This is a genomic window from Arthrobacter sp. 4R501, from assembly GCF_002929755.1.
Taxonomy (GTDB): domain Bacteria; phylum Actinomycetota; class Actinomycetes; order Actinomycetales; family Micrococcaceae; genus Arthrobacter.
Map to the genome: position 1 here is coordinate 1 of NZ_PJIW01000030.1, position 15,227 is coordinate 15,227.

Annotated in this window: 13 protein-coding genes; 12 read left to right on the forward strand and 1 reads right to left on the reverse strand. The window is 55.2% G+C overall.

All coding sequences use genetic code 11. The annotated features are described in order from the left end of the window. Positions 1-256 precede the first annotated feature (256 nt). Positions 257-1,381, reverse strand: coding sequence for a glycosyltransferase (locus CXR02_RS20810; RefSeq protein WP_104063720.1), 1,125 nt, complete (start codon positions 1,379-1,381; stop codon positions 257-259). Positions 1,382-1,527: 146 nt separating this feature from the next. Here CXR02_RS20810 and CXR02_RS20815 point away from each other — a divergent pair, with 146 nt between their 5' ends. The 12 genes from CXR02_RS20815 to CXR02_RS20870 all read left to right on the forward strand — a co-directional run bounded on the left by CXR02_RS20815 (position 1,528) and on the right by CXR02_RS20870 (position 15,096). Further along, the gene (locus CXR02_RS20815) at positions 1,528-2,127 is read left to right on the forward strand and encodes a WcaF family extracellular polysaccharide biosynthesis acetyltransferase (protein WP_104063721.1); all 600 of its coding nucleotides are present in this window, start codon (positions 1,528-1,530) and stop codon (positions 2,125-2,127) included. Continuing rightward, entirely contained in the window at positions 2,124-3,119 is a 996-nt protein-coding gene (locus tag CXR02_RS20820; protein WP_181037318.1) for an NAD(P)-dependent oxidoreductase, read from the forward strand. Before CXR02_RS20815 ends, CXR02_RS20820 begins: the two co-directional genes overlap by 4 nt. 123 nt (positions 3,120-3,242) lie before the next feature. Further along, positions 3,243-4,205 (forward strand): NAD-dependent epimerase/dehydratase family protein, encoded by a 963-nt coding sequence (locus tag CXR02_RS20825; RefSeq protein WP_104063723.1) that lies wholly within the window; start codon positions 3,243-3,245, stop codon positions 4,203-4,205. A gap of 61 nt (positions 4,206-4,266) precedes the next feature. Next, positions 4,267-5,157, forward strand: a complete 891-nt coding sequence (locus CXR02_RS20830; RefSeq protein ID WP_104063724.1) for a glycosyltransferase — start codon at positions 4,267-4,269, stop codon at positions 5,155-5,157. Further along, positions 5,154-5,669 (forward strand): hypothetical protein, encoded by a 516-nt coding sequence (locus tag CXR02_RS20835; RefSeq protein WP_104063725.1) that lies wholly within the window; start codon positions 5,154-5,156, stop codon positions 5,667-5,669. Before CXR02_RS20830 ends, CXR02_RS20835 begins: the two co-directional genes overlap by 4 nt. Before the next feature lie 143 nt (positions 5,670-5,812). Continuing rightward, positions 5,813-7,012, forward strand: a complete 1,200-nt coding sequence (locus CXR02_RS23325) for a lipopolysaccharide biosynthesis protein (RefSeq protein WP_368784609.1) — start codon at positions 5,813-5,815, stop codon at positions 7,010-7,012. Between the two features lie 89 nt (positions 7,013-7,101). Next, positions 7,102-8,346 (forward strand): glycosyltransferase family 4 protein, encoded by a 1,245-nt coding sequence (locus tag CXR02_RS20845; protein WP_104063727.1) that lies wholly within the window; start codon positions 7,102-7,104, stop codon positions 8,344-8,346. 36 nt (positions 8,347-8,382) lie between these two features. Next, positions 8,383-9,411, forward strand: a complete 1,029-nt coding sequence (gmd, locus tag CXR02_RS20850; protein ID WP_104063728.1) for a GDP-mannose 4,6-dehydratase — start codon at positions 8,383-8,385, stop codon at positions 9,409-9,411. Then, positions 9,411-10,385 (forward strand): GDP-L-fucose synthase, encoded by a 975-nt coding sequence (locus tag CXR02_RS20855; RefSeq protein WP_104063729.1) that lies wholly within the window; start codon positions 9,411-9,413, stop codon positions 10,383-10,385. Before gmd ends, CXR02_RS20855 begins: the two co-directional genes overlap by 1 nt. A 24-nt stretch (positions 10,386-10,409) precedes the next feature. Further along, a complete protein-coding gene (locus tag CXR02_RS20860; protein ID WP_104063754.1) occupies positions 10,410-11,846 on the forward strand; it encodes a sugar transferase in 1,437 nt (478 codons plus the stop codon). Between the two features lie 62 nt (positions 11,847-11,908). Beyond that, positions 11,909-13,222 (forward strand): UDP-glucose/GDP-mannose dehydrogenase family protein, encoded by a 1,314-nt coding sequence (locus tag CXR02_RS20865; RefSeq protein WP_104063730.1) that lies wholly within the window; start codon positions 11,909-11,911, stop codon positions 13,220-13,222. A 137-nt stretch (positions 13,223-13,359) separates the two neighbouring features. After that, on the forward strand, positions 13,360-15,096 hold the full coding sequence (locus tag CXR02_RS20870) for a DUF4012 domain-containing protein (RefSeq protein WP_258061155.1): 1,737 nt from the start codon (positions 13,360-13,362) through the stop codon (positions 15,094-15,096). Positions 15,097-15,227: the final 131 nt, after the last annotated feature.

A 15,227-nucleotide genomic window follows, 5' to 3' on the forward strand; every position in this document is an offset into this window, starting at 1 on the left:
CCGAAACCAAAGAATCAACCCGCACCAGAATCAAGCAGGGACCGGGCGGCCAACGTCACTCTGATGAAAAATTCGGGCTAGTCTGTCTCAGGCTGTTGGCATACCGTTCGGCCGACTAAACACTTGCCCACGACCGAGAAGTTGAACGCTCCGGCCCAAGTACGAATGCGATTGCCAGTCACCAACGGCGCGGACACAAGCAACGACTGCAATGTCACAAACGCTGTTTACTCCAGGGAAGGGCAGTAACTTCACGTCACATCGGCGCCGCGGACGTATATATACGCTGCAAGTCTCGAGATACAGATTTCATTGAAAATTCACGATTGACCAAATCGAGGCCGCGCCGAGACATTTCTTGGCGTAGTGACGGGTCCTCCATCAGCATCTCGATGGCTCCGACCAAACCTTCGAGCGAAGCATCAACCACGAAGCCACAACCGCTCCGCGATACGTCAGGGGCAAGACCGCACGAGTCGGTGATGACTACGGGTAGCCCAATCGACAAGGCTTCGAGAACGCTCATCGGGAATGGTTCGTCAACGGAGGGCAAAACGTAGATGGACGATTGCAGCATGCGTTCCAAAGTGCGCTCTGGCGCTAGGGAACCCTCCCATCTAATTTTGCCTCTGAAATGGGACTCCGAAATCATCGATTTTACTTTTTGCCCCTCCCCCTCATCCGGCCCAACCAAGGCGAATCCCCAGGTGTCCTGCCTTGACAAGATGTCAATGGCAGCCTCGACGAAAAGCGCTGGTCGCTTGCGGCTATGCAAGCGACTAAGAAACAGAACGTCTTTTGCCTCATTAGACGTGAGGGATTGGCGGGCCGGAGGTACGCCATTGCGTATGTTCGCGAGATTATCAGCCTTAGAACTCATCACGTTCCTGAGTGATCGCTCCTCGACGGGGGTAAGCCAAAAAACCTTGAATGCCGATTGCAGCACTCTTCGAATTGACAAAAAATCCAGTAGTCGAGCGAGCCACTTGTCGCTCTCATCAATCATTCCGTGCGGCTGCGCCACGTACCGCACTTTCCTCAGACGCGTCAATTCGGCCGCTGGTAGCGTCACCAGGTCTCGTGCCAAATGGACGTGAACCACGTCGAAGGAAGCAACGGTTCGCAGTAGTCTCGCCAGGAGGCCAGGGGCAACCAGCCCAGCAAAACCTGTACCTGGCACAAGCCTCCGGACGGCAAAGAGCTCAACAGGGACACCATCTATTTCCGACGGCGGACTCTCAGCAAAGCCGGAATGACCAGCGTATATAACGACCTCATGTCCATCTTGCATTAGGGCCTTTGCCTGATTCACTGCGACACGGATTGGGCCACCGTAGGCGCCATCTGGCGTGACGAGAGTAGCAATATGAAGGATGCGCACGCTGTCTACGCTACACGGAAGGTGTGCGAATTGCCCCCCTCGATTATGCGTGCGTTTGGAGTGGTACCAAGGCCTCTGTAACACATAGGTTCGTGCAGTAGGATTAGTCCCTAAAGAGACTTGCGAGCCTAACATCAGGGGGCGATGTGGAGCGCTGTAACTACAGCATCACGGAAGAAGCCGGCGAAACCGTAGATCTGTCTCGTTTCTCCGGTCAAGGTCTTGACCGCGGTCGTTCGCGACTCGTAGAAATCTTATGGTGGATTGCAAAGCTGTCTATTGTGCAAACGCGGGCACCTTGGCCGTCATCCGTTCGCAGAGCGGTTCTCCGCCTTTTTGGGGCGAACATCGGACAAGGGTTCTACATCCGTCCATCAGTAAATGTGCATTTTCCTTGGAAGTTAACCATTGGCGATAACGTTTGGATTGGCGAAGGTTGCACAATCCTAAATCTCGAACCAATCGTAATCCGCAGCAATACTGCCATCGCGCATGAGGTTTATATCACTTCTGGCGGTCACGACATCAGCAGCCGGGACTTCGCATACGAAAATAAGCCGGTACTAATCGAATCGGGCGTTTGGCTGGGTACAAGGTCATTCGTCGGTGCAGGGGTTACTGTCCACCGCGGTGCAGTCGTCGCCGCCGGTGCGGTCGTCGTCAAAGATGTCCCCGAATGGGCCATTGTCGGCGGGACCCCAGCCCGAGTCATTGGTACTCGGAAAATGGAAAGGTCCAAAAAATGAGGATCCTGGTAACAGGAGGAAGTGGCTTCATCGGAACAAATCTCGTGGAAGTTCTGAAATCGAACCACGACGTACGCAATTTCGACCACAAGATGCCGCAGGATCGGACGCACTTTCAGTTCTGGACCGAGGGAAGCGTTGACGACTACGACGCGCTGGCAGCCGTCTACAACGATCATCAACCAGAGGTCGTCTACCACTTAGCGGCGCGCACAGACCTTCACGGAGAATCAATCGATGACTACCCTGCGAACACCCAGGGAGTTCGAAATATCATTGCGGCGGGCGAAAGTTTAGCGAACCGGCCCCACACTGTTTACGCCAGCAGTCGCCTTGTTTTTGCGATAGATCATGTACCGACCCACGACTATGACTATAAGCCGACCACTCCATACGGAGAAAGTAAAGTTCAGACGGAACTGATTATCCGAGATGAGGCCGACAGGGGCGGCACGTGGACCATGGTCCGACCGACATCCATTTGGGGTCCCTGGTTCGGAATTCCGTATCGCGATTTCTTCGACACAGTCGAAAGGGGCAGGTATGTCAAGACCATCGGCCAGAACCCCAATAAGTCGTACGGCTTTGTCGGAAACGCAGTCCACGAACTCGTCCAACTCGCCATGGCCCCGACCGAGAAAGTCCACGGAAAAGTTTTTTGGCTGACAGACTACCCGCCAATTGTGTTGGACGAATGGGCTGATTTGATTGCAGATGAGTTCAGAGTGCGCCGCCCATATTCAGTTCCGCTTTGGGCCTTGCGTGCCGCAGCTAAATTAGGAGATGCGGCAAAGGCTCTCGGATACAGAGAACCGCCGCTAACATCCTTTAGACTCCGCAATCTCTTAACGGATATGAACTATGATGCCACTTCGACCCAACAAATCGTAGGTGATCTCCCATACTCCACGAATGAGGGTGTCCGACTGACGGTTGACTGGATTACGCAGCAACGCACAACGACCAAACAACCGGCCGAGGCGGTTCTGTAGATCCCGACACCTTCGACGCTTGTGTCGAAAGCGCCTCTGACCTTCGTTCGCTGTCAAAGTCCGACTTACTGCCTAAGAAAGTCAGACGACTAAATTCGCTTCTAACAATTTGAGGATAGAACTATGCATATCGTTATCACCGGGGTTGCGGGATTTGTCGGGAGCGCTATCGCCAGGCGAATGCTTGCCGAAGGACACTCTGTCGTTGGAATTGATTCGCTCACCAGTTACTATGATCCGAAAATTAAATTGGCTAACCTAGGAGATTTGAAGTCTTCGAAGTTTGAATTCATCGAAGGTGACATCAATTACATCGATCTCGCCGACGCTTTGGATGGCGCCGAAATTATCTTTCATGAAGCCGGACAACCTGGCGTTCGAAAATCATGGGGGGAAGAATTTTCCGAGTACACAAACGCAAACATTCTCGCAACCCAGAAGCTTCTGGAGGTCGCCAGATCAATCTCGACACTGAGAAAATTCGTCTACGCATCTTCCTCATCTCTGTACGGTGACGCCGAAGGATACCCAACGTCAGTGGAAGCGCTGCCGGCTCCTATCAGCCCGTATGGCGTGTCTAAGTTGGCGGCCGAGCATCTCTGCACCCTTTACGGAAAAAACTTTGGTGTGCCGACAGTTTCCCTACGGTACTTCACGGTGTTCGGTCCAGGACAACGTCCGGACATGGCCTTCACCCGTTTTATGCGGGCAGCCATACTTGACGATGAAATCCAAATTTTCGGCACGGGCGAACAAATTCGTGACTTCACGTACATAGATGACGTAGTTCAGGCCAATTACCTAGCTGCTACGACCGATACAGTGCCAGGTGTGGTTTACAACGTTGCTGGCGGCAGCAGCATCTCTGTAAACGACGTCCTGAAGATTGTGGCAGAAATCCACGGGTCTCCTTTGAACGTCCGTTACACGACGCCCGTTGCTGGGGATGTGTTTCAGACCGGAGGGGACATAACCTCAATTAGGCGCGACCTCAATTGGTCCTCCCAAGTGGATGTAAAGGAGGGCCTGAAGCGCCACTATGCGTGGGCTCTCAAGACCTTCGCCGGACAAAGTGCCAGCTTATGATCGGAACATCCGCCAGCGGTGGAACTCAGGTAACAGAATCTTCCGATAAGAGGGACAGCAGATGCCTCGGTTAATAGTCGTCATGCCGGCACATAATGCGGAGCAAACCATCGCGTCCGCATTAAAATCAACACTAAAGTTTTTGCCTAAAGATTCACGGATTGTCGTTTGGAATGACGGCAGCTCCGACCAAACACTTGATTGCGTTTCCCGTCTTGCAGACAGTCGCGTTCAAGTAATGGACTCGGCGATAAGTGTCGGCGGAGGAGTGGCACGATCCGAAGTCATCGCTCAAACGGATAGTGAATTCGTAGCCAATATGGATGCAGATGATATTTGCTTTCCTTGGCGCTTTGCCGTTCAGCACCACCACATTCAATCCGTCGATATTTCGTTTACCGCAGCAATAAAGTTCGGAAACTCGCTGCGTCAGATCCGACCCACAAGCCCTCTCCCTTACCGGCCAGAGGATGTAGCAGCATCTCTCGCATTCCACAATACGCTGTCCCATCCGTCTATGTTTGCTCGTCGGAGTGCACTCGAGCTTGCCGGTGGCTATAGAGACCTCAAAGTGGCCCAGGACTACGACCTTTGGCTTCGTGCAGCAACTGTCGATGTTCGGATGGGCCGAATTGGATTGCCTTGTATTGGGTACAGACAGAGCCCCGTTCAGATTTCCAAACAGGCTGGGTACAATCAGCGGATCGTTTCTCAGCACCTGATCAACGATGCATATCTTGCATACGCTGAGCACCGGGTGCCAGGCACTTCTGAGCGACTTCAAGCTGCGAGTGCTCACGAACAGTCCCGCGACTCCGCACTCAATAACCTGCTTTCAGCTCAGCTGCGTGACTTCAACCCAATTCTGCGGGCCTATTATAAACAACTCCTGAGGCAAAAGAGGCTAGGCCCCTTTGCTGTCTCCAAGTTGGCTATGGATACTGAGAAGTGAAAATCAACGGCTACAACGCTTTAGGTTTTGCCCTGAGTGGAATAGAAAAAGATCAAGACTTTATGCGCCGATTATTCGGAACGTCTTTCAAAAAGCGTTCGTCTATCCGAGCTTGGCTCACTAATCCAAGCATTCGAGCCGCCTTCTTGATGAGGCTATCATCATGGGGCGGGGTAATAGGGATCATCGCCCGGCAAAGACTAATCTCCAATTTTTCCTGTGATGTAACACCGGGCGCCCAGATTAGGGGGGCCCTATATCTTCCCCATCCGGTCGGTATTGTCATAGGGTCGGGCACTAACTTGGTTGGATCCATTTCAATTTATCAGGGGGTGACGATCGGTTCCAATAAAAACGGTAGTTACCCGACGGTTCACGAAGGCGTTCGCATTTTTCCAAATGCTTTAGTTATTGGCAACGTAACGCTACATGCCGATTCTACCGTAGGGGCAGGTGCATTCGTTTCCCGCGATGTTGCTGAGCGCGGGTTGGCCCGCAATAGTGAGACCTGAGTGTTCCACGTGAGTTGCACAAAGAGTGCATGGTCAGACCAGGATTCTGAGAATACTTCTATCCAAACAAGAACGGCAGAGGTTTGCTGAGGCAAATTTTGTCCTTGGCCGAGCGACTCGCTCCCAGGCTAACTTCTTCTTTGTTGTTACTGTCTCTCGCATTCTTTGCCGATCCGCATGTTGTTGGGATCTACAACTGGGGGATACTTGTCTTCACCCTCTTTCAAGCGGTTACTGATGCTCCGATTAGGCAAGTGATAATTGTCGCAATATCGAGCAGGAGAGGCCTTAGATTTCTCTCAAGATACAGAGTCCTAGTTCCTGTCTTTGGCTTCGTTAGCATCCTTTCCTGCTGTCTGGTTTTGAACCTAACGCTACCGCGCGAGTCCGCTGGGCAAGCTTGGACGCTCTTGCCTATTGCGTTCGCCCCGCTCTTCACTGCGGCTGGCGTGGAGAGCGTAGGGCGCCTCCAACGTGCACACAAATGGCGAATACTGGCCACCGGCCAACTGGTTGCGGCAACCGCTTCGCTTGCCATCGCCGTACCTGTATTGGTTTTGTTCCGTTCACCCCTGGGATGTTCCCTCGGCCTTCTGGCTACTGAAGTAGGTTTCGCCCTGTGGTGCCGAGTCCAAGCTCGCCGTAGCTTCACCGAACTCCCTCTCCAGAGAAGCGGCCGAATTAGACCACTGTTCCAGGGTATGGCAGCGTACTCCGGGCTGGCATGGACACAAGGTCAGGCGGACAGAGTCCTCATAGGTGCCTTTTCGGGCCCATCGAACCTTGGTATTTTCTCTATGGCTATAGCCTTGGCGCGGAGCTTGGGAGATGCGATGGCAGCTTCGAACGCTAACGTCCTCAGAAGCGAACTCAGCGACTTAACGGTCGATCAAGTGAATCAAACACGCGAGCGTGCCACACGAGTGCTCAATCGCGGTGTGTTGCTTGCAACGTGTGGGGCAGTCTTGTCAGTAGCTCTGACACAAATTCTTGTAGCGCCACTTCTCGGGCCCGAATGGGCACCGTCAACGGAGGTTGTACCAATCCTTGCCTTGTGCACGGTGCCATCGATGCTTTCGTGGAGTTCTGCGGTCCTGCACGTTGCTCGTCGCACATCGACTCGCGCTTTGGTGGCACCAATAGTTGGCATTCTGTTCGCCGTCCCAATAGCTCTCCTCGCAATCACCGACCTCCCAGCTGCGGCGTGGGCAGTCTTGGCGAGAGAAGTAACACTGACGTCCATCGGATATGGCCTTATTGGAAGGGCCGCTCCCTGGAAGAGTTACTTATTCGGAATGGTCCTCGTGGCCGTCGGATCAATTTACTTGCTTGCCATCATATGACCCGTCGCGTTCGAATTACAGCCACTGAAAGAATGCTTCGGGATTCTGAATCAACTTTTTCATCAGAACTCAACATGTAGGAGATAGGCATGACCAACCCACGGCTACGAGTTACCATCATCGGCCTGAACTATGCCCCGGAACCTTCAGGTAATGCACCTTATACCTCCGGGTTGGCGGAAGGGCTCGCCGCACTTGGGCACCGAGTAACGGTCATCACCGGATATCCCCATTATCCTGAGTGGAGACTCACCGACGGATATAAAGGATGGTCCTCTGCTGAGGAGATCAATGGCGTAAACGTTCTTCGGTTACGCCATCATGTACCGACTAAACCCGCGGCACTTTCCCGGCTGCACATGGAATTAAGTTTTGGTCTGCGATCCATCTTTGCCTCATGGGACAAACCCGACGTCGTGCTATTTGTAAGCCCCGCCCTGTTTTCCTCGGGGCTGGCCATTATCAGGGCAAGGTTGCAGCGCAGGCCCGCCGGTGTCGGTATCTGGATCCAAGACATCTACAGTCGTGGCCTCGTAGAAACCGGGATGTCTCCTGGACCGGCCACGAGATTAGCCACATGGATCGAGTCTCGCATATTGCGATCTACCAATGGTGTAGTAGCCATCCACGATCGGTTCAAGAACTACATCGTGACTTCGTTGGGAGTGAGTCACGACGATGTGACCGTTATTCGTAACTGGACGCACCTTCCACCCGCACCGGACGGCATTCGCGATGAAACTCGAGCGCGCCTTGGGTGGAAGGACACAGATCTGGTCGTCCTGCACTCCGGCAACATGGGAAAGAAGCAAGGACTGGAGAATGTCCTAGCTGCAGCGCGGCTTGCAGATTCGAGGAACAGCCGTGTTCGATTTGTCCTGATGGGCGACGGCAACCAGCGGGCCAAACTTGAACAGTCCGCTGATGGGATACAACGTGTACAATTCGTTCCGTCGCTCCCAGACGCTGAATTTCAGGCCGCGCTGGTTTCAGCTGATCTTCTACTCGTGAATGAACTCCCTGGGGTTACGGAAATGGCCGTCCCCAGCAAGCTCACGTCGTACTTCAATTCTGGCGTGCCCATAATCAGTGCAACCGATGAGGGCAGCGTAACTGCGGGAGAGATTGCTACCTCGGGTGGCGGTATTCGCGTCGATCCTGGGAACCCGGCAGCGTTACTCGAAGCTGCCGAGACCCTAGGCCAGGATGGAAACACTATGCGACGTCTTGGCGCAGCAGGCTTAAGGTTTCGTCATGAAACATTGTCGGAGGCGGTCGCCATCTCCAAGTATGATGATTTCATTACAAGCCTGGCATCGTCGCGCGGCCTTTAGGGCTGCGCGATTTCTTTTCGCACAATGGGGGTCTAAGTGACTAAGCGCGCACTTATTACGGGTATCACAGGGCAAGATGGCTCATACTTAGCCGAACTGCTACTGCAGAAGGGCTACGAAGTTCATGGTTTGATCCGCAGGGCGTCGACGTTCAACACCGCACGGGTGGACCATCTTTACGTTGACCCTCACGATCCAAAGGCCAAGCTCTTCCTTCACTATGGAGATCTCAGCGACGGGGCGCGTTTGGTCACGCTTCTGGCAGAGATCAAGCCCGACGAGGTTTACAACCTCGCCGCCCAGTCGCATGTTCGAGTTTCCTTCGATGAGCCCGAGCACACCGCGGACACAACGGGTGTTGGAACTATCCGGCTTCTTGAGGCCGTTCGAATGTCTGGAATTGAAACGCGGTTCTACCAGGCCTCATCTTCTGAAATGTTCGGTGCTACGCCTCCGCCTCAAAATGAAGAAACTCCGTTCTATCCGCGTTCCCCCTACGGTGCCGCGAAGGTGTACAGCTACTGGATCACCAAGAATTACCGCGAGGCCTACGGGATGTTTGCGGTCAATGGCATCCTTTTCAACCACGAATCGCCTCGTCGAGGCGAAACTTTTGTAACCCGCAAGATCACGCGTGCGGTGGCCGCAATCAAGGCCGGCAAACAAGACCTGCTATACATGGGAAATCTGGACGCAGTGCGTGACTGGGGTTACGCTGCGGAATACGTCGAGGGAATGTGGCGCATGCTGCAGGCTGACGAGCCTGACGATTTTGTGCTAGCGACTGGTGGCAACTACACCGTCCGCGACTTCCTCAACATTTCGTTCGAACACGCGGGCCTGAATTGGGAGAACCACGTCCGCTTTGACGAACGCTACCTGCGTCCGACTGAGGTTGATGCTCTCGTCGGAGATGCGTCGAAAGCCCAGGAGAAGCTGGGTTGGAAGGCCTCGATTCACACGCCGGAGTTGGCTCGCATCATGGTCGACGCGGACATCGAAGCCCTCAAGCACGCCGGCAATCACTGGATCGACACGGTCAACCTCGAAAGCTGGAAGAACTAGTGTCTGAAGACGTCACTTTCGAACCTACTGTTCTAGACCGTTCCTCGACATTCTACGTTGCAGGTCATCGCGGGCTTGTGGGATCTGCGATCTGGCGGAATCTAGAAGCCCAGGGCTTTACGAATCTTGTCGGGCGAACGTCATCCGAATTGGACCTAAAGGACCGCGATGCAGTATTCGCTTTCTTTGCGAAGTCGAAGCCACGTTACGTTGTCCTCGCGGCTGCCAAGGTAGGTGGGATTCTTGCAAACAGCACCTATCCGGTTGACTTCCTCAGCGATAACCTGCGAATCCAGGTCAACGTTCTCGACGCAGCACGCGAACACGGTGTGAATCGTCTCCTGTTCCTGGGGTCCTCCTGCATCTATCCGAAATTCGCCGAACAGCCAATACGGGAAGACTCACTGCTTACAGGGCACTTGGAGCCAACCAACGACGCGTATGCCGTTGCCAAGATCGCTGGAATCATGCAGATCCAGGCGGTTCGTCGGCAATACGGGCTTCCCTGGATCTCTGCCATGCCGACCAATTTGTACGGACCCGGCGACAATTTCTCGCCAACAGGGTCCCACGTCTTGCCAGCGTTGATCAGGCGCTATGACGAAGCAGCGAAAGCCGGAACCCGTATCGTCACCAACTGGGGGACAGGGTCTCCCCGGAGAGAGTTCCTTCACGTAGACGATATGGCGGCAGCCTGCTTACATCTGCTCGAGCATTATGACGGCCCCTCGCAGGTCAATGTTGGGACAGGAAGCGATGTAACCATTCGCGAGCTCGCTTCGTTGGTTGCGTCAGCGGTCGGCTATACGGGCGAAATTGCCTGGGACGCTACCAAGCCCGATGGAACGCCTAGGAAGCTGCTCGATGTTTCCAAATTGGCCGATGCCGGTTGGTCAGCGTCGATCGGACTTGAAGACGGAATTCGCAGAACAGTCCAATGGTTCAGAGAAAACTCTCTGTCTGTCCGCAGCTAAATAGCTTTGGGGAATGGGGGAACTGTGAGTGAGGACGCCAACTGGCGCAGGCGTTCATCGCGGCGTCTCCGGGTAGTAGATGCCTTCGTGGTCATTTGGGCTGTCGTGGGAGCGTACCTGATTCGGTTCGGAATGGACCCGGAATTTAGTTCCGCGGGTCAGGATGTCCCGTACATCTGGTTTTCAGTGGTCCTCGCTGCCGCGTGGTGGTTAATGCTGGGAGCTTGGAATACTCGGCAGAGCCGCATCCTCGGTTCCGGACCGGACGAATACAAGCGAGTGGCCGCAGCCTCCCTATGGTTGTTCGGCATCGTTGCCATAGTTTCCTACGTCCTCCGAATTGACACTGCCCGTGGGTACGTTGGGTTGGCTCTTCCCGTAGGTTTACTTGGACTTCTGCTTGGCCGTTGGCTGATCAGACAACACCTCAGCATCAAGCGCGGACAGGGCCACAGCATGTCTCGTCTTCTCTTGGTGGGTGGACCCGGTGCGGTCTCCCATTTGGCGTCGTCATTGACTAGCGCGAAGCATGCTGGATACCTTCCCGTCGGGGTTTACATGCCTGGGGTCGAAAGTGACCTTAAGGTCGAACCAAATTCGGGACTCGAGATTGTGGGGCACGAACCCGACACTCATTCCATAGTCGCCGCTTTAGAAGCCTGTGGGGCGGATGCTGTAGCAGTTTCCGCAGGCGTTCAACTGCACCCTCAGACCCTCCGACATCTGGGATGGGAGTTGGCGGCCCGGAACATTGGGCTGATTATGGCTCCTGCCCTCACGGACATCGCGGGGCCTCGGATACATACACAGCAGGTCGCAGGCTTGCCGCTGATTCATGTCACCACTCCGACACTTGAGGCAGGCCAACGTGTCGCTAAGCGGCTTTTTGACCTTTTCGCAGCGAGCATTTTACTCCTCCTGGCAGCGCCTGCAATGGTTCTGGTGGCCGCCCTGATAAGGCTGGATAGTACTGGCCCCGTATTCTTCCGTCAGGAACGAGTAGGAATGGAAGGGAACCATTTCCATATGCTCAAGTTCCGTTCCATGGTCCTCGACGCAGAAGCCCGCCTTACCGAGCTGGCTCGGAAGAACGAAGGTAGCGGCCCGCTCTTCAAGATGAAGAATGACCCACGTGTGACACGAATTGGCGGACTCCTGCGGCGTTTCAGCGTCGATGAATTGCCGCAACTGCTAAACGTCCTTAGCGGATCCATGAGCCTAGTCGGCCCGCGTCCTCCCCTCCCCCGGGAAGTAGAGGCCTATGAAAGCGACGTCCGCCGTCGTCTGCTGGTCAAGCCCGGGCTCACAGGATTGTGGCAGGTGAGCGGACGCTCGAATCTGTCATGGCAGGACTCAGTACGCCTGGATTTGTACTACGTAGAAAATTGGTCGCTCGCCGGCGACCTCGTAATAATCCTCCGAACCGTCCGTGCTGTCTTTGGCAGTACGGGCGCCTACTAAACCTCGCTGATCTCGCTTCGACGCGAAGGAACAACTGACCCCTTGGGGAAGGAATCATCACAATGCGCATTTCTGTAATCGGTTGCGGCTATCTAGGCGCTGTTCATGCGGCCTGTATGGCGAAGTTGGGCCATGAGGTAGTCGGTATTGATGTCGACGCGCGGAAAATCGAAGAACTGTCTGCAGCGCGTGCGCCGTTTTACGAGCCAGGTCTTGAAGACCTCCTAAGGGAAGTTCAGGAAACGGGACGGCTGTCCTTCACAACCGACATAGCCGCTGCCGCAGGAAGCGCTGTGCACTTCATTTGTGTGGGCACGCCTCAGAAAAAGGGCGAGAACGGTGCAGATATGACGTATGTCGACGCCGCCGCTACAGGGCTCCTCCCCTACATCTCTCCAAGCGACGTGGTAGTGGGAAAATCGACAGTACCTGTGGGAACAGCCTCGCGTCTCGCTGAGCTTCTCCGTGCAGAGCAGCCTGATGCCCACTTGGTCTGGAATCCAGAGTTCCTTCGTGAAGGTCATGCCGTTGCAGATACACTCCATCCCGACCGATTCGTTTACGGTGTTTCCGATGGATCTGAGGAGAATCCTGCAGTTGCCGTACTCGACGACGTTTACGCGTCTCCACTCGCGTCTGGCACCCCGCGTCTGGTGACAGACCATCCGACAGCGGAGCTCGTCAAGGCGGCTGCAAATTCGTTCCTTGCCACAAAGATTTCATTCATAAACGCCATGGCTGAAGTTTGCGAAGCAGCTGGAGCAGACGTAACGCACCTTGCGGACGCTATCGGCATGGATGATCGGATCGGACGAAAATTCCTCAATGCAGGTATCGGTTTTGGAGGTGGCTGCCTGCCGAAGGACATCCGTGCGTTTATGGCCCGCGCCGGAGAGCTGGGCGCCGATCAAGCGCTGACCTTCCTTCGCGAGGTCGACGCCATCAATATGCGTCGCCGAACGCGTGTGGTTGAGCTCGCACGCGACTTATGCGAAGGGTCTTTGCTGGGCAAGCGGGTCACTGTACTGGGCGCCGCATTTAAGCCTGAAAGCGACGACGTACGCGACTCCCCTGCGTTAAGCATTGCGGCGCAGCTGCAATTGCAGGGTGCTGTCGTCACCGTGACGGACCCGAAAGCTCTGGCAAACGCCGCGCGTAGATTCCCGGAGCTCCACTACGAGGCCGACACTTCGACTGCAGTCCGGAATTCGGACGCTTTGCTGTTGCTCACCGAGTGGCAGGAGTATCGGGACCTGGACCCGTACGAGTTGGCGGGGTCGGTATCTTCGCCTCGGGTCCTTGATGGCCGCAACGTTTTGGATGCTGCCAAGTGGCGGGCTGCTGGCTGGAACTACCGCGGACTAGGCCGACCCTAACGATGGATAAACCACAAAGCTCCTCGGCTAACGATGCTTCCTCAAGGATTCGACGGACTTCGCAATCCGGCCGAAAAAGTCCTCGGCGACGGATCCTGTTCGCCCTTGCCACCCTGGGGGGCCTCACTCTCATTGCCGTGGCCGGCACAGTCTGGCTGGGAAGCAAAGCGTCAGAGATAAGTTCCGAACTCACCTCGGCGACCCAGCTGATTCCCTCGCTCAAAGAAGAGATAACCACGGACAACGCCGATGGGGCTGCAGCCACAGTCGATGAACTTCGCACGCACACCGCGGCCGCGAAACAGGCAGCTGACGACCCTCTCTGGACTTTAGCGACGACTCTGCCGATGCTCGGGTCCAACTTCAGCGCCGTCGCGGAGGTTGCACGATCAGCCGACGATGTGGCCAACCTGGGTCTCGCACCGCTCGTAAAGGTTTACAGCTCCCTCAATTGGGAAATGCTTCTCCCCAGCAGCTCAGGTACTGATCTGAAACCGCTCGAAGCAGCTTCTCCAAGCATTTCTGCTGCATCTCATGCCGTGCGGCTTTCAGCTGACAGGCTCAGTCAGATCGATACGACCAAGCTTTTGCCTCAAGTGGCCGACCCTTTGACTAGTGCGAGAGATCAACTGCAGGACCTCACTTTGGCTCTCGATTCCGCCGCCAACGCCGCGAACATCGCGCCTGAGATGCTCGGCGCGCAAACACCACGCAATTACCTCCTCATCATCCAAAACAATGCCGAGGCTAGAGCCTCTGGCGGCATTCCTGGAGCTCTTGCCGTTCTCAGCCTGGACAAGGGCAAACTGACGTTGGGCTCTCAGAGCAGCGCCGGAGCCGTCGGCGTCATGTCGCCCATCGTGCCGTCGGACCCCGAGCAACAACAGATCTATTCAGGGCGCATGGGTAAGTTCATGCAGGATGTGAACCTAACGCCGGACTTTCCCACGGCGGCCAAAACCGCTCAAGCCATGTGGGAGCGGAAGACCGGACAACGTGTTGACGGCGTTATCTCCATTGACCCAGTGGCCTTGAGCTACATCCTGGATGCCACCGGTCCTGTCAAGATCACGGACCCTGAGCTCGTGGCACTCGCCGGCGCGCGCTTGCCGACTGAGCTTACGGGTAAGAACGTCGTCCAAACCGTACTTTCTGATGTCTATGCAGAAATTGAGCAGCCCCGCCTCCAAGATGCCTACTTCGCCGGAGTCGCTCAAGAGATCTTTGCAGCATTGTCCGGCGGCAAGGGAGATGCGAAGGGCCTCATTGAAGGGCTTACACGCGGCACCGATGAGGGTCGTGTTCTTGTCTGGTCAGGGCTGCCCACAGAGCAGTCCGTCATCGCCAAGTACGCCTTGAGCGGATCCATTACGGGACCCAGCATTGCCCCGGCCCAGTTTGGCGTCTACTTCAACGACGGCACTGGAGCGAAGATGGACTACTACGTCAAGCGGACCGTCCAGCTAATAAAGGAATGTCCGAAGGACGGCTACGAGCAGACAACTGTCCGCGTCACCAGCACAAACAGCGCCCCCGCAGACGCAGCCACTTCATTGCCGGCCTACGTTACGGGAGCCGGCAACTATGGCGTACCCGCAGGCTCCATCCAAACAAACATTGTGGCTTACGGGCCCGTCCAAGCCAACGCAGAGACTGCCAAGTCGAACGGACAGAAAGCAGACTTCGCTTCATACATCCACGGCAACAGGCCTGTAGGCGTCATGGCGATCAAGCTCGCACCAGGTGAAAGCCGCACCGTTGAATTTACTTTCGGGAAGATCGTGCAACACACGGAACCTAACGTAGTCGTCACGCCCACTGTCCAAGCTGTCAAAGATGTGATCCTGCCCACAGAAATTCCCTCGTGTGGGTAGTAGTTATAGACAGTGCGTTAACACTATGTAAACCGACTGGATAGAGATTGCTAGCTGCTCTACGCGGATGGTAATGTCGTTGTGGGATATATATCCGGGATTTCTGCACAGGTCTCGTGCGGAGAGGAACC

Bases quoted from the DNA above. Each gene is read 5' to 3' on its own strand.
- CXR02_RS20825 (WP_104063723.1), top strand. From the start codon at position 3,243: ATGCATATCGTTATCACCGGGGTTGCGGGATTTGTCGGGAGCGCTATC.
- CXR02_RS20820 (WP_181037318.1), top strand. From the start codon at position 2,124: ATGAGGATCCTGGTAACAGGAGGAAGTGGCTTCATCGGAACAAATCTC.
- CXR02_RS20845 (WP_104063727.1), top strand. From the start codon at position 7,102: ATGACCAACCCACGGCTACGAGTTACCATCATCGGCCTGAACTATGCC.
- CXR02_RS20865 (WP_104063730.1), top strand. From the start codon at position 11,909: ATGCGCATTTCTGTAATCGGTTGCGGCTATCTAGGCGCTGTTCATGCG.
- CXR02_RS20830 (WP_104063724.1), top strand. From the start codon at position 4,267: ATGCCTCGGTTAATAGTCGTCATGCCGGCACATAATGCGGAGCAAACC.